Here is a 22067-nt window from a genome sequence, read left to right as displayed (position 1 = left end):
ATCATTGATGAACAGGAGGCGAACATGTCCCTTGCCAAAAAAGTATACAAATCATTCGAGAGCGTAGTAGGACCGGAGAACATCTCTGGTGACCCGGCAGTGCTCAGGTCATACATGTACCAGCCTTTTGGTAACAATAAAGGCGTGTGGGCCGACATCTCGCCCGAGGCCGTGCTCATGCCTGCGAGCACAGAGGAGGTGGTTGCCGTCGCCAAAATCTGCAATAGGCACCACATAGTCTTCAAGGCCATGAGCACCGGGTGGGGCATCCACAACCTGCCAGGAGTCGAAGGGGCGGTACTACTGGATTTGCGCCGCATGAACCGCATTCTTGAGATTGACGAGAAAAACATGTTTGCGGTTGTCGAACCACACGTGATCTGTATGCAACTCCAGGTAGAAGCGATGAAGAAGGGGCTCAACTGCCACATTATCGGAGCGGGCTCCAACACTTCTGTACTTGCCAGCGCAACTTCAGTGGTTGGCTACGGGCCTGATGGACTCAGCATGGGCTACAGCGGCCGCAATCTCCTTGGCGTCGAGTGGGTGCTGCCCACGGGTGAGGTACTCAAGCTAGGATCACTTGGAGCGGATGCAGGCTGGTTCTGTGGCGATGGGCCAGGTCCCAGCATGAGGGGGATTATGCGGGGCTGGGAAGGAGCGTGGGGAGGGCTGGGGGTGTTCACCAAGTGCGCAGTCAAGCTGTTTCATTGGAACGGACCGCCTGAACTGGAGATGAAGAACGCCCCTCCCAACTACGTGCTTAAAGAGCCGCTCCAGTTCTTCAAGGCCTCGCTGTTCAGCTTCCCCAGCCTTGACCAGCTTGCCGAGGCAGCTTACAAGCTTGGCGAGTCGGAGATCGGCTATTTCATCTGCAGGCTGACCCCTGCGTTCGTGGGCTTGCAAATGACTTCCGGCAAGAACTACGTTGATATGTGGCAATCAGGCATGATGCAGCAGGTGCTCAAATATGCCTTCTTGTTTGTGATCTTCGGCAACTCAGAGCGGGAGTTTGATTATCAGCAAAAGGTTCTTGCACAGGTTTTGGAGGAGACTGACGGTCAGGTCTCCCCCATGTCTGAAACCAAGGAGATGCAGGAGCAAACCGCCATTACCGTGCTCAAGGTGGATGCGGTTGTACGCTCGTGCTTCCGTAGTGCGGGGGGCTTCAATACCTCGTTCGGAGCGATGGATACCGTAGACCTGGCCATAAACCAGATCAAGGCCGGAGCGGGACTAAAGGAAAAGTACATCAAGAGGGGCGTGATCATGGACGACGGGGGCGACAATTCCGCGACCCTATTGTTTGAGCAGGGCCATCTAGCTTATACTGAAGTGCTAATTATGTATGACCATCATGACAGTGAATCCGCGCAAGGAGCACTTGAGTACTTGGCGGAATCGAACGAGACATGCCTGAAACAGGGGCTGGGTTCGCCCATTTTCCAGATATCGCAAGTGGGGACGGGCAAGCACGGCGTGTTCGGGCCTGCGTGCTTTAATTATGATGCGTGGTTGCGCGAGATCAAAAAGCAGCTGGATCCAAACAATACGTGCGATCCTACTGCTTACATATCACCGGATGAATAAAGGAGGTGCAATGAAGCTTCAAACTACATCCCTAGTATCTATCAATTCCGCAACTCAGGGAAGGAGGCCAAATGAGTAACTATGATTTGATAGTAGTGGGCGGCGGACCGGGAGGAAGTGCTGCTGCCAAGGAAGCAGCGGATGCCGGTCTTAAGGTGGTCATCCTCGAGCGGGGACGCTTCTGCGGCGAAAAAAACTCGTCTGGTTTTGGCCTCGCGCCTAAGGCCGCTCGGGATTTCGATTACATTAAGGATCTGGACGTACCATCGTTGTGGCCGACCAAGTTCGGAGTGATGCATATAGTCGAGCCCACGCCATCCAACTCTGATCGCTTAACCTGGGGTCTGACTCCTCCAAAGCGTAACAGCTATCCCCAGGCCAGCGAATACATGGTGCAGATAATGTACCGGCCTGAGTTCGACCAGTGGATGGCGGACAAAGCCACCTCGGCCGGTGCGGAGCTCAAGCTCGCCACCCTGGCGCATGACGTAATCAAAGATGGGCAGAACATTGTCGGTGTAGTTGACCATCATGGAAACGAGTACCGTGCGCCGGTGGTCATCGCGGCCGACGGCGCGCACTCCCTAATGGCCAATAAGGCTGGGATTCGAAAGAGATGGGATAAAGACCAGATAACCGTACTTTCCACTGTAGACTTCGAGGCAGATCCGGAGCGTCTTGCCGAATATTGCGGCGACACCAATGTCCATATATTTATGGGCCCAGACCGCGGCGGATACTGCACTATCTGCCGGGACGGATTTCACATCGGCTCCCGCCCAGCGAAGACGCTACAGAGCGAAATCGACGCAGGCCGAAACCTATCAACCAGATCAGTGATAGATAATGTTCAACTTGATTTCATTCAGCGCCTGATCAAAGCCACTCGTGCCCATCCTCGCGAGTTCCAGCTACACTTCCTACCGTGGTTAAAGACGTTCAATGAAAGGATCTACAGCGGTGGTCTGATGCTTACCGGGGACGCCGCAGGAGTGCCGGAGCCGTTCATGGCTGAGGGCGTGTGGCAGGCAATGTATTCGTCGCGGCTTGCCGCCCAGGTTGCAGTGCGAGCTCACCAGGATAGTGATTTCTCCAAGGAATACTTCAAACAATACATGGAGGAACTGAAGGCATCGCCAGTGGGTGTCGATTTTACATCCGGCACCGTGCTTAGAGACTTTTTTGCTGCATGGACGTCACAGACCTTCTTTGACCTCTTCGACAACCTTGCCGATGCCATGTTCTACGGTATGCTGACCTTTGCCGAACCACATGCACATGGCATGTTGCGAGTACCGGCGATTATGGTGGACATGATACCGCAACTGCTTTTCATGTCGCGCTATTACTTCCCTATAGCCGAAGAAGCCTCCAGATATAAAATTAAGGGTTTCCTCGCTGGCACCAAGATGATGGCCCCCATGCTGAAGGGTATGATGCAGCCACCTGCAGGAGGAGAGTAATCATGGAGAAGTATTCGATAGAAAAGAGAGACCTGGTGACAGTGATCGAGTCGCCGGTAGATTTTATCTCGGTCGATCATGAAAAGTGCGTAGGGTGCAAGAACTGCGTGATAATCTGTGGTATGAACCTGTGGAAGATCCGAGACGGCAAGGCAATACTAGAAAAAGCCTACAAGAAATTCTGTACCGAGTGTGCATCGTGCTATGCCGTATGCGATTACGACGCCATCGATTTCACCTTCCCTCCAGGTGGATACGGGATCGTCTACCAGCGGGGCTGATACAAGCACTCTCCTTTGCAGCGGTAGTATCTGTATATCCCGGCGTCTGAGCCGCAGTCCCCGACCAGATAAGGGCATTCATCCTTTTGCTCACGCACACCGCAGGCCTGCCGCCGGTTCTTACCTATTGCTAGCGAGCTCATCCCCGGTTTCCGATAAAGCGTCTAATTTGCTATACTTACTTTTCTAAGTCATTTCAGTACATGCTATACCAGATACTCTCTTTATAAATGCGCACACATAGAGAACCCGCGGCATGTTATAATTGCATAGGTAGGGTTATGGCGTGAGAGAAACTGCAAAAACCATTGAGGGCAAAAAGGAATCGGAGCGCTTCAAGCGCATAAAGCAGGAGTTGCTCTCCACACCGGTCTACCTATGCCCGGAGCGGGCATACCTCATAAGCGATTACTTCAGGCACCATGACAATCGAGCCGAGCCGATGGTGATTCGCAAGGCTAAGGCCCTACGCCATCTCTTGAGACACAAATTGGTGCGTATCTATCCTGAAGAGCTGATCGTAGGAAATGTGGGCAGCCAGCGCATCTCATGCGTTATGCAACCTGAGCTGAGCAGTGTTTTTTTAAGCAGCGACTTGCTATGGATAGGTAGGAGGAAGACCAATCCTCTGCGTATCGCCTGGCGCGACCGCCTAAAGCTGCTCTTTCGCGTCTTCCCTTATTGGCTCGTTCGCAACATGCCCCTTCGGGCCTTCTCTCCGCACTTCCCACAATTACTGCGCTACGTAGTAGAACAGCTTAATGCTACGTTCTACCTTATCAACGAAGCAGGTGGTATCGGACACTTTCTTCCCAACTATGAAAAGATGCTCAAGCTTGGCGTGAAGGGTTACCTGGAGGCTATGGAGGGAAAAGAAGGGGACCTCCACCGGGCATCGCGCATCTGCTGCGAGGGTCTGGTCGAATTTGCCAGGCGTCTGGCACAGGAGGCCGAGCGCCTAGCCACTGAGGAAAAGGATGCCGGGCGCGCCGCCGAGCTCAACGAAATATCGCGCATTTGCTACAAGGTACCACACGGCCCAGCGGAGACCTTCCACGAAGCCCTGCAGTCCCTATGGCTAACCCATATGGCGGTAAACCTGGAAGGGCTTAACTCCGCTATCTCATTCGGCAGGATGGACCAGTATCTCTATCCCTACTACAGGCGTGACCTGGATAAAGGAAGAATCACCCGGGAGCAGGCTGGCGAGCTTCTGCTCTGCTTCTCTGCCAAGGCGACCGAGCACGTCTTCCTCCTCTCGGAGAAGGTCAGCCAGTACCACGGCGGCTTCCTGGTGGTGCAGGCAGCGATTGTAGGCGGTATAGACCGAGAGGGGAATGATGCCGCAAACGATCTCACCTATCTCTTTCTCGACGTAATGGAGGAGTCCGGCCTGCGGGATCCCAACTACCAGGCGCGCGTTCACGCCAGTTCCTCCCAGGATTACATCAGACGGGTCTCGGAAGTGGCGATGAAAGGCAACGGGGTGCCTGCGCTCTTCAATGATGAGGCGGCTATAGCCTCCCTCGTTTCACACGGCTATCCCCTGGAGGAGGCACGCAACTACGGGGTGGTGGGATGCGTGGAGCTTGCCCTGCCGGGTAATAGCTTTTTCTCCACAGATGCCGCGCTCTTCAACCTTCCGCTCAGCCTTGAGCTTGCACTCAATCGTGGGAGGCGACTCAAGGGTCGCCGGCGAGTGGGCGCCGCCACTCCTGACCCAACCTCTTTTACCAGCATCGACCAGGTGGTTGATGCCTTCCGGGTGCAGGTGGATTATATGGTAGCGCGTATGATAGGTGACCTGCAGGTAATCGAGAAAGGGAACCGTGATTACCATCCCACACCGCTATCCTCCATGCTGGTGGATGGCTGCCTTGAGTCGGGGGAAGATGTTACTGCGGGGGGAGCCCTGTTTAACTCAAGCGGTATACAGGGGGTAGGGGTAGCAGACGTGGCTGATTCACTGGCAGCCCTCGATGAGGTGGTTTTCCAGCGCCACAAATATACCATGTCCCAGATAATTAAGGCAATGCGCGACAACTTCGCCTCTAATCCTGAGATCCAGGCCATGCTGCTCAACGCCCCCAAGTATGGGAACGACCATAAGCTATCCGATGGCTATGCCGATACAGCAGCGCGGATTTTCCACTCGTCTCTGGCTCGACACCGCAACACGCGTGGAGGCCCCTATGTGCCTGGATTCTACTCGGTGACATGTCACGTGGCGTTCGGGCGCAGAGTGGGCGCTCTACCCAGCGGAAGAAGTGCCGGGGAACCGTTCGCAGCCAGCCTGGGATCTTCAAACGGACGTGACAGACTGGGGCCCACTGCACTGCTCAACTCGGTGGCTCACGTAGACTCCACCCTGGCGCCCAACGGTTACGCCCTGAACCTGCGCTTCGACCCTAATACCCTCGCCGGTGATCGAGGAGTGAATATAATGGCCGCTCTGGTGAAGGGCTTTTTCGATTCAGGTGGAATGGAGATGCAACTGAACGTGCTCGACCCGGAGATGCTGGAGGATGCCCTACGTAACCCCGGCAAGTACCCGGGGCTGGTAGTGCGGGTATCGGGTTACTGCGCGTATTTCGATGACCTTCCCGAGGCCGCCAAACAGGAGATTATCGCCCGGACACGACTTGGGGTATAAATTGACGTCGTCCCCTTTCTCATCTTTCGGTTCCCCCTTAATCATCTCCAACGTCTTACCATTATCGAAGGCACAGCAGGGAGAATCTATTTAATAACAGTGCTAGACTCCGCAACCAATCTCTTAGAGGGTTTGGATACTAGACCATCGCCTCCGGAATCACCCTCTATCCGACATCCGGATACTGTGGCCATCTACTGCACGGTTGTCCATAAAGTGCAGTGAATACTGAAAATTAAAAGCATACAGCTTCTTGTAAGCTATAATTGGTCATCCCTCTTATTTCGTCTTCTTATACTCTTTAGCTCCTCGAGAGTTAACCTCAGCGCTTCCTTCCAGGCGTCTAAGCCAAGCCCGCTCTGACGACATGTCGCCAGTAAAGACCCTTTGAGACCAAATATCTCCTCTTTACAAGCCGTTACAACGCCTAAAGGCCCCTTACGCCAGAGATCATCGATGCTGATTGATCCACTTTTCCTCATTGCTCACCCCTCTAAATGCTAGCTCTGCTATATTGCTAAGATTGCACAAAATGTCCTTTGGTGTTGCCTGAAGTGATAATTTTCAAAGCTAAATCAAACTTGCTACAAATATTATGCTTTACAAAAGATGCTTTGGGAAAGAATATGAAGTAATTACTTTCTTGGTTCAGATTGGACACGATGAAATTGGCCTATTGGGTACAGACCGAGGAGCACAGCAAAGCAGATTACAGGGGGCTACCTGAGGACCGCTTGCTTCCCATATGATTTGCAATAATGGCCATCCACATGGCTGTTGTTGCACGATGAGGCTGCCCACAACCTATATCCCTGAGCCTGATAGCCTGTTCCAGCACTCTGAGCTATCAGGCTTGCTCTATATGTATTGACAGATTAAAGAGCCATGGTATATTATTCCCCTACTTTCCATAAGTGATCTAGACACACTAACTATAGATATTCGGCTCCTGTTGCAAGATAATGAGGAGAATCCATATGAACTGTAAGCCCCCTAGTTATTGTCGTAAGGCCATTATTACGCTGGTGTTGGTCATATTCATATTGGTCAGTACAGCCATACCCGCTCTTCATAGTGTGTTTAGTAATAGGGAAGCCAGAGCAGATGTTGGCAGTGCCATGGTGGCCGCAAGTGACACGCACACGGTGGGGCTCAGGTCCGACGGCACCGTGGTCGCCGTGGGAGACAACGGCTATGGCCAGTGCGACGTGGGGAGCTGGAACTTACTGACGTCTTCGCCTAGCCCATCGCCATCGCCTAGCCCATCACCAAAGGTAGGATATGTACTGTATATGCCAGGTATCATTCTTTTGTCAGGGGAGTGGACTGCAGAGGAACGGGTAACTGACACGTTCCCCTCAGAACTCCAAAGTGAATTCGAGTCGTACTATCCCGCGTATTTCTGCTATAAGAGTTCCGGTGGCTACGATGGTGGGGATGCAGAATATACCGACGATGACACGAAGCAGCACCTAAAGGATTCTGCCAACGCTCTCGACGAACAGATCCGTGATCTTATCAACACATGGGGTGGAGAGTCAACTCCAGAAATCGTCATAGTTGCACATAGCCTTGGCGGTGCAGTCACGGCCTACTGGGCGTCATACGCAGAATCGGACGTATTATCTGCTGTGAGAACCGTGTTTACGTTTGATAGTCCAATTGCGGGAACAGATGTTTTACGTTCACTATTTGCGTCACTTTTTGGAGGCAGCGCCGCTGAGGATCTCGTAAATGAGTGTGTAAAGGAAAGGATGGAGTATGGCACAAAACGCGTTGATTTTGTCCAGATTGGAAACACATGGGATGATGTTGTTCTCTCAGATCAGTCTTTTACTCCGCATGCTTGGAAAAGCCTCCTTTTGACATGTCCTGACGCATGGGCGGCTGACCCTTCTGAGCGCCATGATTGCTCTATGGAAAATCTGCAAGCGTTGTCTCTTGTCGAGGCTGCATTATCCCAGATGCCGCCACTGTGGGCGAATCCATCCCAACGGCCATCACCTATGTCTGTATCTGAATGGCGCAAAGACATCCAACTAGGTGATATTCTGCTATGCAGAAGCGGCACCGTGGTTGGCTTTGTATTGACTCAAGGTTTGGGTCATTTTTGGACTCACGCGGGCATTTACGTAGGCGATGATATGGTTGTCGAGGCAGTGGCTGAAGGGGTTAAAATCAATCCCATCACCGACTGGGACTGCGACCCCAAGACGTGTGTTGAGATACTCCGCGTTGCTGGGGCTACTGCCAGCCAGAAGAGTGAAGCAGTCCGCTTTGCCCTTCAGCAGGAGAACAAACCGTGGTTGTTTAATCCCGTGGGAAAGAGCCAAGAATCTAATGAAGATTCGTGGTACTCTAGTGAGCTTGTGTGGGCTGCGTATAAGAATCAGGGTATAGATATCGAAGATGGGCCAGACTGGTTTTCTGTTTACCCGCAGGAGATACACGATGACGAAGATACCTACGTGATTGGTGGCCATCAGGAATGCGTCCTGAATCTAGCAGGTTATACGATCAGCCTGTTGAGCCCAGCGGATATCGTGGTCACCGACCCGGACGGCCTCACCATCTCCAAAGAACTAAATGAGATCACGGGAGCAGTATATATAGTTGAGGATGTTGATGGCGATGGCGATCTTGAGGACTTTGTCGGTGTTCCGAATCCCAAAATAGGGGATTACCTAATAGAAGTGATACCAGATGCGGACGCGTTGCCAACAGATACGTTCAGTCTAATGGTCAGCTATGGTGACTCAACCATATTCTTGGCTGAGAATGTGCCAGTAACTGATATTCCAGATGAGCCCTATGTATTTGAACTGACCGGTGATGGATCGGAATCCACACTGCCCGTGTGGCTCTGGCCCGTTGTTGGTGTGATCGGTGTTGTACTGGTGCTACTGGTAGCCATTATTTACCTTCGCGTGATTAGGAAGCCCAAGGTTCAAGTCGTAAAAAAACCAGGAAATCACAGGTGACAGTTGCCCCCGGCAGTGGGCCTGAAGATATTACGTCTGAAGGTATCAGATGTCCATTGTGCGGCTCTGAAACGGTCATACGCACAGCAAAGCAAGGTCCAAATGCTGGCCGTCAATTCCATGTTTGTACTCTTTATCCTGCGTGCAAGGGGAAAATTGCCGTAGAGTAGACCAACCTAGTCGCAGGATAAGGGGCTACCCTAGATGGGTGGCCCCTTATCTTACAGGCACAACCTCACGCTGCAATTTTATAACTACATTTCGCACGCACACGGGTTCACATTACCATTCCCTTGTTAGCTCTAGCCAAACTCCGGGTGCGCTTCCCTTACCGGGTCCTCCCATGTTCTCACTTCGGCTTTACCCTTATCTGTCAATATGTAGAACACACGCTTCTCCAGGAAATCGTAAATGGCAGGCTCCTTTCTATCGGTGCGCTCTACGAGCTCAAGCAACTTGAACCAGTGAAAATACTTGGCGAAGCTTGAGTAGTTCGGCCTTTCGATGGGCTTTTCCCCCGTCTCAATCCGTTCTTTGTTCATGCGCTCAATCTCGCGACTCAGGGCATAGTAGATGTCAGCGGCGCACGCTTCAGAGTTCTTTACAAGATACTGTTTTGTTAAAGGGTGTTCCCTTTATGTGGGGATGGACGTTATTCTAGCTAGAATAACGTCCATCCATCCAATTATTCCCTATGGATGTGGGATGGCTTACGGCCGATATGGATACCGCATTCGTCTGGAGGTGTCCAGTCGCTGGCTCCCTCACATTAAACCAAAGTTCAAATCGTTCAATGCAACCACGATGAACATTCTCTACGACCAAACCGTGTTCCTGTAGCCGGTCCTTGGACAGAGGGAACTTTTTTGGCTCCAAATCCGTCTATAATATAATGAGGCAAATTAGATGCCTGTGGTGAAAATTTAAGGGGAGGTAATTACCATGAAAAGGACACTACTCGCTCTATTGATGTTGATAATACCGCTGAGCCTGGCGGGTTGTGGGCAGGCGATAGGGATGGCACAATCGGACAAGCCGCGTTCGACCTTGCCCGACGTAACCGCCTCGGAGCTTACCGAGCTGGTGGACGGAAATAGCGCATTCGCCTTCGACCTCTACCAGGAACTCAGCAAGGAGGAGGGGAACCTGTTCTACTCTCCGTACAGCATCTCTCTTGCACTGGCGATGACATACGCCGGTGCCCGCGGCGAAACCGAACAGCAGATGGCGGATACCCTAAACTTCACCCTCCCACAGGACCGTCTGCATCCCGCATTAAACAGCCTAGACCTCAAGCTCGCCAGTCGGGGTGAGGGCGCCGAGGGCACGGATGAAGAGGGCTTCCGGCTGAACATCGCCAATTCAATCTGGGGACAGGAGGACTTTGAATTTCTCGATGAGTTCCTCGATGTCTTGGCGGAGAACTACGGTGCCGGGCTGAGGCTCCTCGATTTCATAAACGCACCGGAAGCGTCCCGGATCACCATCAACGACTGGGTCAGCGACCGGACGGAGGGCAGGATAGAAGACCTCATCCCGCAGGGCGCTATCGACATATTGACCCGGCTTGTCCTCACCAATGCGATCTACTTCAATGCAGCTTGGCTGAATCCCTTCAGCGAGGATATGACAGGGGATGGCGCTTTCCATCTGCTCGACGGCAGCGAGGTCACCGTGCCGATGATGACTCAGACCGAGTCCTTTGGTTATGCAGAGGGCGAAGGGTATCAGGCAGTTGAACTGTTGTACGATGGACGTGAGCTATCGATGGTTATAGTGCTTCCCAATAACGGTGAGTTTGAGGATCTTGAAAGCACTCTGGACGCCGACCTCGTAGATGCCATCACAAATGACCTGAAATACCGCAAGGTCACGCTGACCATGCCCAAATTCGAATATGATTCGGATTTCAGCCTGGTCGACACGCTTGCTGCGATGGGCATGCCAGTTGCCTTCTCCACAGCAGCCGACTTCTCAGGCATGACCGGTTACCGCGATTTGTTCATCTCTGATATCCTGCACAAGGCATTCGTCTCTGTGGACGAGGCGGGCACAGAGGCAGCAGCCGCAACTGCTGTTATTATGTCCCTGACGGCAGCACCGGAGCAGCCTGTTGAGGTTACCCTCGACCGCCCCTTTATATTCCTGATCCGCGACATCGAGACCGGCGCTGTTCTGTTTGTCGGGCGCGTGGCAAACCCGAGCGCATAGTACACCCATCGACCGTACTGCCAGATCAAGTAGCAATGTACAAAAAGGGCTATCATCAAATGATAGCCCTTTTTTCAGTTGTGTCCATGCCATCCTGAGAACAACACCTGCAAATAAATGTATCCCTAGGTATTTATATTGGAATGCACCCCTTTAGAACTGGACACTGGTATAAGATATAATGAGGCCACCGGGAAGGGGTAGAATATAATGAATCGAAAGGTGTGGTCTAACGAAGAGAAGACAGCTATCGTCTTGGAGATGCTTCGTGGCGATGAGCCCATAGCTGTGATCTGCAACCGGCATGGTGTAAGCGCTACACAGGCATACAGGTGGCTGGACCGGTTTGTGGAGTGAGGGCGCAAAGCGCTTGCTGACAGTCGAAGAGGGAACGGGCGCGATCCCCTAGTAGATGAGAACCGCCAGTTGAAAGAGCTGGTAGGGCAACAGGCCCTGGTCATAGAAGCCCAAAAAAAGCTGGATAGGGTATTGGGACATCGATGAAGCGCAGGCTGGCAGAGCAAATGGTAGCGGAAGGGCAATCAGTGAAAGTGGCACTGGAGGCGGTGGGTCTGGCCAGGTCCAGTTATTACTATCGACCCATAAAACAGAGAAAGCCGCGTCCGCTGGATGAGTCTCTGGTCAAAGCCATTGAAGAGGTGAGACAGGGATATGCGCAGGTCTACGGCTATCGCAAGGTAGCCGAGTCGCTAAGGGCTGCAGGCTGGGTAGTTAACGGCAAAAAGGTATTGAGGCATCTTCGGGTACTTGGTCTTACTCAGCCCAGGAAGATGAGGGGGCGAAAGTGGAGCAGGCCCTCCAAAGTCAGGCCGGATGCCTGTAATACGTACTGGGAGGCTGATCTGACATACGTGTGGGCTGGTGATGCCAATGCCTATCTGTGTGCGGTGATAGATGCTTATGATCGGGACATAGTGGGAGACGTCTTCTCAGACCGCTGTCGTGCGCGGGAGGCCGCAAAGGCCGTGGAGTATGCCGTAATCAGGCGCTTTGGCGGACGGGTACCTGAAGGCCACGAGTTGACCCTCAGGGTTGACCGCGGGACGCAGTTTGCAGCTCGCGGTTTCCATGAGACCGCCAGGTTGCTGAACGTAAAACTGGAATATGCAGGGATCCAGTGCCCTGATGACAAGCCGTATATAGAGTCATTCTTCGACAAGTACAAGGTAGAAGAGGTGTATCGAAATGAATATCTCAGTTTGGCCGAAGCGAGAGCAGGCTGGGAAAGCTATCGTTCCTGGTATCGTGATGAGAGATTGCACCAGAATCTGAGGTACAAGAGCCCACGCACGTTCGCTCAGGGAGAGCTGAAGGCCAAAGGAGAATCTAACTTATTGGTGGCCCAAAACAGTCCAGTTTAACAGGGTGCACGTCATGTTACTATCTGAGTAAGTAGACTATTGGGAAGATAAGTTAAGAAATGTGAAGTCGCAAGATATTGCGATTCTAGCAGTAAAGTGATACGATAATTGTTCCGAGAAGCTAAGGAGTGTGGAGTCATTTTTCAGTGTGTATCCAGAACGTGTACAACAGAGGTAATTCCCCCGGGTAAGTGCCGCAGTTCCCAGCTAACTAATCCTCTTAAATATTCAACTTTTTATTTCCCTCAAAGACCACGAGCAATCCATCGTTCAATCAGAGCTACTTCAGTAAACGAAATTGCGATATCGCTTTCAATGGTTAAGTCAACCATAACCGAACGGAACCGCATTCTCTAACGAATTGCAGGCTCTAATGAAGTAATGTAGTATAATGAAGCACAGGTATCCATGACAAAGGACTTAAACAATGAGGTACTTTAGCAAGAGATCGGGTAAGCCTTCGAGAGCCGTGATAAAGGTACAATTGCTATTGGCGGCGGTCATGATGGTGGCGCTTGTCGGTATCGCCATACCGGCTATGGCAATGGTGAGCACCGAGGTTGAAGGTGAGGGCATAGTGCCGCGGAACACCAGCAGACCCACCATAAACGTGACCGGGAAGGTCAGTGATATCACCAGCAGACCTGGCATAGACGTGGCCAGGAAGGTTTGGGATAACGCCAGCGGGCCCGGCATAGAAGTGACCGGGAAGGTCAGTGATAACGCCGGCAGGCCCGGCATAGACATGACCGGGAGGCTCCTGCCTATCGCCAGTATAGACGTGGAGAAGCTGGTGTTGGACCCGGATACCCATGAGTGGGTGGATTATATCACCGTCGAACTCGGAGAATCCCCAGACCTCGTGACCTTTAAGCTGACCGTCCACAACACCGGCGACGTTGCTGTGTGGGCAGAGACCGTGCTGTTCACCGACGTCCTCTCCGAGAGCCTGATGTACGTCCCCTACAGCGCTCACGCCTACACACCATGGGGAGATGGCCCCTTTGAGCCGGTGCCGGCTGGCTGGCTTGGTTCAAATACGTATTTGTGGTATTTCGGGTATATTACCGACGGTGACGAATACCTTGACCCAGACAAGAGCGTGAGCATCGAGTTCGAGGCTTGGGTGGTCGACTGCGGCGTGGACGTAAATCGCCTGATTGTAGAAGCGGAAAGTGACGGCGGCTATTTTTATTTTTATGGCGAGGACACGGCCACCGTTAACGTGCCGTGCTTTATAGACGTCGAGAAGCTGGTGTGGGACCCGGATAGTGATAAATGGGTGGAGGAGGTCACCGCCGACATCGGAGACACCGTCACCTTCAATCTGACCGTCCACAACGTCGGCCCTGATATTGTGTATGCAGAGGAAGTGCTGTTCACCGATATCCTCTCGGACAGCCTGGAGTACGTCGACGGCAGCGCTTTCGCCTACACACCATGGAGAGACGGCCCATTTGAGCCGTTTCAGGTCGATACCAACGAGTATCTATGGTATTTCCTGCAATTTTTCCGCGGTGAATCGCGGGACCTCGAACCGTGCCAGAGCATGAGCATCGTCTTCGATGCTGAGGTGGTCGACTGCGGCGAGGACATAAACGTCCTGTTGGTAGATGGTTACGGTGGCGAGGTTGACGGCTGGGACTGGGCCACCGTTAAGGTGCCGTGCGACACCATAGACGTGGAGAAGCTGGTCTGGGACCCGGATGCCGGGGATTTCGGGGGGTGGGTGGATGAGGTCACCGCCGAAATCGGCGAAAACGTGAGCTTCAATCTGACCGTCCACAACATCGGCGACGATAACGTGAGGGTAGATACCATGCTGGTCACCGACGTCCTCTCGGAGAGCCTGGAGTACGACGACGGCACCGCTCACGCCTACACACCATGGGAAGACGACCCCATTGATTTTGAGCCGGTGCCGGCTGGTGGGCCTGGTTCAAATACATATTTGTGGTATTTCGGGTCTATTACCAACGGTCCAACGTACCTTTACCCAGGCGAGAGCGTGAGCATCGAGTTCGAAGCTGAGGTGGTCGACTGCGGCGTGGACATAAACCGCCTGATTGTGGAACCGGAAAGTTACGGCGACCTCGACAGTGGCTATTTTTATGGCGAGGACACGGCCACCGTTAACGTGCCGTGCCCTCTGGATGTTGAGAAGCTGGTGTGGGACCCGGATACCGGCGACTGGGTGGAGACGGTTAATGCCACGCTGGGCCAGACCGTGACCTTCAATCTGACCGCCCACAACAACGCCGACTATGATTTTTATGCAGAGGAAATGCTGTTCACCGATATCCTCTCCGACAGCCTGGAGTACGTTGACGGCAGCGCTCTCGCCTCCACACCATGGCGGTCGGACCCGTTTGAGCCGCTGCAGGTCGGTCCCAACGAGTACTTGTGGGATTTCTGGTACTTTATTCCAGTTGAGGAGCCGGACCTCGAACCGTGCCAGAGCATGAGCATCACGTTCAATGCCACGGTGCGCGATTGCGGCGTGGACTTAAACCTTCTGATTGTAGAAACACAAGATGGCCCCTATGGCTATGGCGAGGACACCGCCACCGTTAATGTGCCTCTCGCACACATCGAGGTGGAAAAGCTGGTGTGGGACTCGGATACCGGGGAGTGGGTGGAGACGGTCAATGCCACGCTGGGCCAGACCGTAACCTTCAATCTGACCGTCCACAACGACGGCGACGATGATGTTTTCGCAGAGACCATGCTGGTTACCGATATCCTCTCGGAGAGCCTGGATTATGTCGACGGCAGCGCCTTCGCCTATACATCATGGAGGTCGGACCCGTTTGAGCCGGTGCAGGTCGGTCCCGATAAGTTTGAGTGGAATTTCCGTGATTTTGTCCCCGGCATCGCTAACCTCGAACCGTGCCAGAGCATGAGCATCATCTTCGATGCTGAGGTGGTCGCCTGCGGCGAGGACATGAACCTCCAGATGGTAGAGGTGAGTAGTGAATGTGGCGATGTTTACGGCGAGGATACAGCTACCGTTTACGTGCCATGTATCGAGGTGGAGAAGCTGGCGTGGGACCCGGATGCCGGGGAGTGGGTGGATGAGATCATTGCCACGCTGGGCCAGACCGTGACCTTCAATCTGACCGTCCATAACAACGGCGACGATGCTGTGTGGGCAGAGACCGTGCTGTTCACCGATATCCTCTCGCCCAGCCTGAATTACAGTGAAAATAGCGCTGTCGCCTACACACCCGTACTATCGGGCCCGTTTGAGCCAGATCAGGTTGGCCCCAATGAGTATGAGTGGGATTTCCTGTACTTTTTCTCGGGCGACCGGTTATTCACCCCCCTTGGCCTCGGTGAGCCTAAAACGGCTATAAAGGGTTGGTATGACCTCGAAAAGTGCCAGAGCATGAGCATCACGTTCAATGCCACGGTTGTCGATTGCGGCGTGGACGTAAACCTCCAGATGGTAGAGGCAAATAGTTACGGTGGCTATGTTTACGGCGAGGACACGGCCACCGTTTACGTGCCATGTATCGAGGTGGAGAAGCTGGTGTGGGACCCGGGTGCCGGAGAGTGGGTGGACGAGGTCACTGCCGCACTCGGCGAGACCGTGACTTTCAACTGCACCATCCACAACACCCGTCCCTGCTGCAACCTGACCGAGATAGTGGTCACCGACATCTTCTCGGACAGCCTGGAGTACCTCCCACTTACTACAATAATTAACGGCGACGGCCCGCGGTTAGAATTAGATGGGATATCGATTGGTCTCTACACATATACGTGGAATCTGACAAGTTTAGGTTTTACCCCCCTAGAACCGTCGGAGAGCATAAACATGGTGTTCAATGCCACGGTGATAGAGTGCGGCGTGGACGTAAACAATGTGACGGCAAATGGCACGTGTGTTGAGGATCCATCCTACTGGGCTTATGGCACGGGCAACGCCACTGTTAACACGCCGTGCGGCACGCCAACGCCTACGCCTACACCAACGCCAACGCCTACGCCTACACCAACGCCTACACCCTGTGTCCCCAGCATAAGCGTGAATAAGACAATCTGGGACGAAGGTACTGGTCAGTGGGTGGATGAGGTCACCGCCGAAATCGGCGATACAGTAAGATTCTCGTGCGTTATCCACAACGACGGTACCTGCTGCAACCTGACCCACATAAATGTCCACGACATTCTCTCGGACAGCCTTGAGTATGCCGGCAACGTAACAATCAATGGCACTCCCTTCTCGACTCCTCCCATTTTGGAGCCGCCCAACGGCTTCATGTGGGAATTCCCGGATTGGGTGCTCGAACCGTGCGAGCAAAAAATCATCGAGTTCGATACCACGGTGATAGCTTGCGGCGTGGACGTAAACCGGCAGGAAGCAATTGGCTATTGTGTGGGATCCCCTTCGGACCTGGCTTATGATGGAGACACGGCCACCGTTAACGTGCCGTGCAGCACGCCAACGCCAACGCCAACGCCTACGCCAATGCCAACTCCAACCCCTACGCCTACTCCTACTCCCACTCCTACTCCTACACCGACGCCAACACCAACGCCTACTCCTACTCCTACTCCTACTCCTACTCCTACTCCTACACCGACGCCAACACCGACACCCACACCGACTCCGACACCCACACCCACACCGCCACCAATAACCGCTGATACCGCCGCTGTAGATATTGAGTGTTGCCCAGATGTAACTGAGGGTGGCAGTTGCGAAGCCGACATCACCATAACTACCAGTGATCCAGATGGCATAGGGTCAGCTACCATAACGCTAAAAGTGGATACATCCGTTGTTACTGTCGGCAATGTGGTGGCTGGAGACCTTACCAATGCGTTTTCCTGGAACACCATAGGCGATACCACGACCATAACAGCAGCAACTGGTACTCATCCGGGACCGGGATGGGATGGGAGTGCCGTCACATTTGCCACGGTGACATTAAACGCGGTCGGTAGTGTTGGACAGTGCAGCGACCTGAATATTGAGGTAACGTCGCTCTACGATGCGACGGCGGGCAACCCTCAGCTCATCTACCCAAGCCCAGTTAATGATTGCAACTTCTGTATAGGGACGCCGAGACTGGAGGGTGATGTCCACCCGCTGGGCAGTGGCAATGATGCTATTGATTCGGCAGACTTTCAACTGGTAGCCCAGGGTTTAGTGGGAACAATAACGCTTAGTGGTGATGATTTCCTCGCCGCCGACGTAAATGACAGCGTCACACTTGACTCAGCAGACCTGCAGCTGGTGGCGCAATACCTCGTCGGGACGATTACAGCATTCCCTGGGGGAACGTATATTCCCTGAGCAAGGGATGATAATTAGAAAGGAAGGTGTGCCAATAGTAATCAGAAAGATATCAGCCGTAGTTTTGGCGTCGGTGGTTGCCTTGATGTTAACGGCGATGCCAGTAGCACTGGCCGACCCAGGCACATCGGTATCTATTGAAGACGCTTTAGTTGTAGCCGTTGGGGGCAATGCCGATGTCCAACTGAGAATAAATACCGATGAAGCTAATGGCATAGGCTCAGCTACCATAACGCTTACAGTCGACACGTCGGTTGTCGAAGTAGTTGATGTCGCCGGTGGAGACCTTGGCACTGTTTATTGGAATACAGTTGGCAGCACCACTACTATGTCAGCGGCCACCGGCAGTTCACCCGGGCCAGGCTGGGATGGAAGTACTGTCACATTTGCCACCGTTACATTAAATGCGGAAGGCACTGGTGGAGAATGCAGCGACCTGGATATCGAGGTGGCATCGATGTATGATGCGACGGCAGGCGACCCACAAAAGATAATTCCAGATCCAGTCACCGATTGCGAATTCTGTATTGGGATTGGGACACCGAGACTGGAGGGTGATGTCTACCCGCTTGGCAGTGGCGATGGTGTCATTAACTCGGCAGACTTCCAGTTGGTAGCCCAGCATATAGTGCATACTACAACGCTGACCGGCGATGATTTCCTCGCTGCCGATGTCGATGACAGTGGCACGGTTGACGCAGCAGACCTACAGCTGGTAGCGCAATACCTTGCTGAAACCATTATCGAGTTTCCTACTCCTACACCTACTCCCACGCCAACGCCTACTCCGCTGCCAATTATTCCGATGTCATGCGTGCAAGCCAGGGATGCCATTCAGGATGCCCTTGGTGCTTACAATACCGAGTATGGAGAGTGGCCTACCGCTGACGGCCAGCCAGGAGACATAGAGTGGACAAAGCTTGTTCCCGAATTTATGGCGGGCATCCCGTCCGTCGATAGCACGTGCGATTGGTGGGTGAACAGCAACCCTGAGGGAGATGTCTGCCTGCAGCATATGTGCTGAGCTTGTTCTTGTGGCACGTTGTGCTCACAGGATTAAGACATCAGAGGGCAGTCGTGGCAATTGCCGATGAGTAAGAGCCCATCCAGGCGGATTATATGGTGCTACCCGATAATGGGTGGCCCCTCTTTTTTCACCCCGAATTACCTACCTTAATACTGACTTCGCCATAAAAAGCATACTAGTCACTTCGTGACTCGCATCCACATGCTTGCTATTGCCCCTCGCCTAATGCCCCCAACCCACATCCCGCCGACCCGCAGCTTTTACAGCCTGTTCTTGCTCTCCAATTACACTGGGATTGACAAACAATGAATTACGGAGTATTATTCCGTAACACAAAAACACATCCTAGCGGTACATTTCATGACCCAGTGCTCAAATGGCAACTCAGTGGCAAGACTGCTGCAAGACTACTCAAGAAAGTGAGGCGAAGATAACGAAAAGAAAATTGGGCAGGATTCTGGCCATTGCCCTCATTGTTGGATTTGCCTTTGGTCTAATGGGAGTTGCCTTGGCTCAGGCTCCAGAGGGAGCGGTGACCGACCTCCCATTGCAACAACAGCTGGCGGTGGCTGGTGCCGCCGAAGTGTCGCAGCAGGCTCCGCAGAAGCTCGAGGCGGCGCCGCTCAATCCCGACTTCATCGACTGCATTGCGAATCCACCGGAGCCCTTCTACGGATATCTGCCCCCGCCGATGGACCTGAGCCACCTCCAGGACACCCCGGTGCAGCGGGAAGGGGCACAGGTAGGTCTGCCCAGCGCGTTTGACTGGAGGGATTCGGGCGATGTGACCCCGGTTAAGAATCAGAATCCCTGCGGGACCTGCTGGATATTCGGCACCCTATCGGCACTGGAATCGAGGGTCTTGATCGTGGACGATGTGGAGTATAATTTCTCCGAACAGAATGTTGCCTGCTGTACCGACCCGTCATGGGTCTACCTGATTAACAACCGCTGTATGGGAGGTGGCTGGTCCTGGCTTGCCGCCGATCTTCTCGCCAAGAAAGGAACCAGGCTTGAGTCCTGTGACCCCTACAACACGGGCACCATCAACACCGATCCCTGCGACGATAGCTGTTCCACAATCAAGAGGGTAACGGGGTATCGCTGGATAACCGATGACCCTAACGATACAGCCGCGGTAAAGGATGCCATTTACAACTACGGTCCGGTCTCCATGGCCTTTTATTATGACGATGCCTACTTATATCCGGGGTCTATCTATTACTATCCAGGGTGCACGGAAGATGGCAATCACATCGTCTCTATTGTAGGGTGGGATGACGGCATAGCGCACCCGCTTGGTGGCGGCTCCGGGGCGTGGATAGTAAAGAATAGCTGGGGCACCGTCTGGGGGGATAGCGGGTATTTCTATCTGTGCTACGGCTCGGCGAACATGCAGGAGGTGGCCTCCTATCGCTACCAGGACTACGACCCCAATGAGAATCTGTATTACTGGGACGAAGCCGGCTATGTAGCCGATATCGGTGCGGGTAGTCCAACCCTGTGGATGGGCAGTGTCTTCAATTCGGGGCAGGACGGCTACCTAACCCATGTTGAGTTCTGGACAACAAGCAACAATGCAGGGTATGAGCTTTACGTTTACGATGGCTCCTTTGGAACTCAGCTTGCCTACCAGACCGGAACATGCGATGAGCTTGGCTACTATTCAATACCGCTGAGCACCCCTGTCTCGCTCACCAACGGCCAGCAGTTTAGTGTTGCTGTAGAGATGACAACGCCGGGCTATAACTTCCCCTTGCCTGCGGAGGGGCAAGAAAGTGGCATCGTGGAGCCAACGATACAGACCGGGGCGAGCTACTACAGTACCGATGGCAGCTCCTGGGATGATCTAGAGCCTTATGGTTATAACGCTTGCCTGCGGGCCAGAGTAACCACAGGCGCAGGTCCAACTCCAACAATCACGCCTACCCCAACACCTACTCCTACTCCTACACCTACGCCTACACCAACGGTTACCCTGGGGGAGGCAGTAGACAACACAGGGCTCCCATGGACAACCGGCGGTAATGCCAATTGGTTCGGTCAGACAAGCACCTACTACTACAATGGAGATGCCGCCCAAAGCGGCGCTATCACCCATAGCCAATACACATGGCTTCGAACTATAGTTAGCGGTCCCGGAGCCTTAACGTTTTATTGGAAAGTCTCTTCCGAAAGTGGCTATGATTACCTTAAATTCTATATTGATGGGGCACAACAGACATCGATTTCAGGCTCCGTTGGTTGGGAGCAGAAGGGCTACTCCATAGGCTCTGGTACGCATATTCTGGAATGGGAATATACCAAAGACGTCTCTCTAAATAGCGGCAGCGATTGTGGCTGGCTTGATAAGGTGGAATTTACTGGAGGTCCTACTCCCACACCAACACCTACACCCACTCCGACACCTTCGCCTACACCTACGCCAACAGTTACACCTACTCCAGGTACCTCGTTAGCTATTGATTGCGCGAGTGCGCCAGAGGGTGAGACCGCCGATGTCGATATTACCATAACTACCAGTGATCCAGATGGCATAGGTTCAGCTACCATAACGCTTACCGTTGATACGGCTGTTGTTACTGTGGGCAATATAGCCGCTGGAGACCTTGGCACTGTTTACTCGAATACAGTAGGCAGCACTACCACCATGTCAGCGGCCACAGGGTTTTCACCGGGTCCAACCGGCACTTTCACATTTGCCACCGTTACATTAAATGCGGTAGGCAGTACTGGAGAGTGCAGCGACCTGGATATCGAGGTGCAATCGATGTATGATGGGACGGCAGGCGACCCACAGCCGATAACGCCAAGCCCAGTTAATGATTGCAACTTCTGTATTGGGACACCGAGACTGGAGGGTGATATCCACCCGCTGGGCAGTGGCAATGGTGCCATTGATTCGGCAGACTTTCAACTGGTAGCCCAGGGTTTAGTGGGGACAATAACGCTGACTGGCAATGATTTCCTCGCCGCTGACGTAAATGACAGCGTCACACTTGACTCAGCAGACCTGCAGTTGGTGGCGCAATACCTTGTCGGCACGATTACAGCATTCCCTGGGGGGACGTATATTCCCTGAGCAAATGCTTCATTAAATAGCGATAAATTTGGGGGCGACCTGATAATAGATGGCCTCTCTACTATACAGGCTGCAATGGCCTTATCTCAGGA

At 53.2% G+C, this 22067-nt stretch carries 13 protein-coding genes and 1 pseudogene; 12 read left to right on the top strand and 2 right to left on the bottom strand.

Features of this window, described 5'->3' with window-relative positions:
* The first annotated feature begins 24 nt into the window (after positions 1-24).
* The 4 genes from VMX96_09910 to VMX96_09895 all read left to right on the top strand — a co-directional run bounded on the left by VMX96_09910 (position 25) and on the right by VMX96_09895 (position 5987).
* A complete protein-coding gene (locus tag VMX96_09910; protein ID HUU64212.1) occupies positions 25-1590 on the top strand; it encodes an FAD-binding oxidoreductase in 1566 nt (521 codons plus the stop codon).
* 71 nt (positions 1591-1661) lie between these two features.
* Positions 1662-3053: an NAD(P)/FAD-dependent oxidoreductase gene (locus VMX96_09905; GenBank protein ID HUU64211.1), complete on the top strand. Its 1392-nt coding sequence runs from the start codon at positions 1662-1664 to the stop codon at positions 3051-3053.
* Positions 3054-3055: 2 nt separating this feature from the next.
* Positions 3056-3334: a 4Fe-4S binding protein gene (locus tag VMX96_09900; GenBank protein ID HUU64210.1), complete on the top strand. Its 279-nt coding sequence runs from the start codon at positions 3056-3058 to the stop codon at positions 3332-3334.
* 286 nt (positions 3335-3620) lie between these two features.
* Positions 3621-5987: a pyruvate formate lyase family protein gene (locus tag VMX96_09895; protein HUU64209.1), complete on the top strand. Its 2367-nt coding sequence runs from the start codon at positions 3621-3623 to the stop codon at positions 5985-5987.
* A 260-nt stretch (positions 5988-6247) separates the two neighbouring features.
* Here VMX96_09895 and VMX96_09890 read toward each other — a convergent pair whose 3' ends face one another.
* Positions 6248-6469, bottom strand: coding sequence for a hypothetical protein (locus tag VMX96_09890; protein ID HUU64208.1), 222 nt, complete (start codon positions 6467-6469; stop codon positions 6248-6250).
* Between the two features lie 639 nt (positions 6470-7108).
* Between VMX96_09890 and VMX96_09885 the strand changes: the two are divergent.
* A pseudogene (locus VMX96_09885) lies at positions 7109-7207 on the top strand (RCC1 domain-containing protein).
* 72 nt (positions 7208-7279) lie between these two features.
* Complete coding sequence (locus VMX96_09880; protein HUU64207.1) at positions 7280-8968, top strand: YiiX/YebB-like N1pC/P60 family cysteine hydrolase; 1689 nt, start codon at positions 7280-7282, stop codon at positions 8966-8968.
* 302 nt (positions 8969-9270) lie between these two features.
* On the opposite strand, the gene VMX96_09875 is transcribed toward VMX96_09880, so the two are convergent.
* Positions 9271-9510 carry a hypothetical protein gene (locus VMX96_09875; GenBank protein ID HUU64206.1) on the bottom strand — a complete coding sequence of 80 codons (240 nt, stop codon included), beginning with the start codon at positions 9508-9510 and terminating at the stop codon, positions 9271-9273.
* A gap of 400 nt (positions 9511-9910) precedes the next feature.
* On the opposite strand from VMX96_09875, the gene VMX96_09870 reads away from it, so the two are divergent.
* The 6 genes from VMX96_09870 to VMX96_09845 all read left to right on the top strand — a co-directional run bounded on the left by VMX96_09870 (position 9911) and on the right by VMX96_09845 (position 21975).
* Positions 9911-11179, top strand: a complete 1269-nt coding sequence (locus tag VMX96_09870; GenBank protein HUU64205.1) for a serpin family protein — start codon at positions 9911-9913, stop codon at positions 11177-11179.
* Between the two features lie 210 nt (positions 11180-11389).
* Positions 11390-11536, top strand: coding sequence for a helix-turn-helix domain-containing protein (locus tag VMX96_09865; protein HUU64204.1), 147 nt, complete (start codon positions 11390-11392; stop codon positions 11534-11536).
* A gap of 143 nt (positions 11537-11679) precedes the next feature.
* A complete protein-coding gene (locus VMX96_09860) occupies positions 11680-12561 on the top strand; it encodes an IS3 family transposase (GenBank protein ID HUU64203.1) in 882 nt (293 codons plus the stop codon).
* A 427-nt stretch (positions 12562-12988) separates the two neighbouring features.
* Positions 12989-17866: a hypothetical protein gene (locus VMX96_09855; GenBank protein HUU64202.1), complete on the top strand. Its 4878-nt coding sequence runs from the start codon at positions 12989-12991 to the stop codon at positions 17864-17866.
* 7 nt (positions 17867-17873) lie between these two features.
* Entirely contained in the window at positions 17874-18890 is a 1017-nt protein-coding gene (locus VMX96_09850) for a dockerin type I domain-containing protein (GenBank protein HUU64201.1), read from the top strand.
* A gap of 379 nt (positions 18891-19269) precedes the next feature.
* Positions 19270-21975 carry a C1 family peptidase gene (locus tag VMX96_09845; protein ID HUU64200.1) on the top strand — a complete coding sequence of 902 codons (2706 nt, stop codon included), beginning with the start codon at positions 19270-19272 and terminating at the stop codon, positions 21973-21975.
* Positions 21976-22067 lie beyond the last annotated feature (92 nt).

Source organism: Dehalococcoidia bacterium, assembly GCA_035528575.1.
Classification (GTDB): domain Bacteria; phylum Chloroflexota; class Dehalococcoidia; order E44-bin15; family E44-bin15; genus DATKYK01.
This window is presented reverse-complemented; position numbering and strand designations above follow the sequence as displayed.

Bases quoted from the DNA above. Each gene is read 5' to 3' on its own strand.
- VMX96_09910 (HUU64212.1), top strand. From the start codon at position 25: ATGTCCCTTGCCAAAAAAGTATACAAATCATTCGAGAGCGTAGTAGGA.
- VMX96_09905 (HUU64211.1), top strand. From the start codon at position 1,662: ATGAGTAACTATGATTTGATAGTAGTGGGCGGCGGACCGGGAGGAAGT.
- VMX96_09900 (HUU64210.1), top strand. From the start codon at position 3,056: ATGGAGAAGTATTCGATAGAAAAGAGAGACCTGGTGACAGTGATCGAG.
- VMX96_09890 (HUU64208.1), bottom strand. From the start codon at position 6,469: ATGAGGAAAAGTGGATCAATCAGCATCGATGATCTCTGGCGTAAGGGG.
- VMX96_09880 (HUU64207.1), top strand. From the start codon at position 7,280: ATGCCAGGTATCATTCTTTTGTCAGGGGAGTGGACTGCAGAGGAACGG.
- VMX96_09875 (HUU64206.1), bottom strand. From the start codon at position 9,510: ATGAACAAAGAACGGATTGAGACGGGGGAAAAGCCCATCGAAAGGCCG.
- VMX96_09870 (HUU64205.1), top strand. From the start codon at position 9,911: ATGAAAAGGACACTACTCGCTCTATTGATGTTGATAATACCGCTGAGC.
- VMX96_09865 (HUU64204.1), top strand. From the start codon at position 11,390: ATGAATCGAAAGGTGTGGTCTAACGAAGAGAAGACAGCTATCGTCTTG.
- VMX96_09860 (HUU64203.1), top strand. From the start codon at position 11,680: ATGAAGCGCAGGCTGGCAGAGCAAATGGTAGCGGAAGGGCAATCAGTG.
- VMX96_09855 (HUU64202.1), top strand. From the start codon at position 12,989: ATGAGGTACTTTAGCAAGAGATCGGGTAAGCCTTCGAGAGCCGTGATA.
- VMX96_09850 (HUU64201.1), top strand. From the start codon at position 17,874: ATGATAATTAGAAAGGAAGGTGTGCCAATAGTAATCAGAAAGATATCA.
- VMX96_09845 (HUU64200.1), top strand. From the start codon at position 19,270: ATGGCAACTCAGTGGCAAGACTGCTGCAAGACTACTCAAGAAAGTGAG.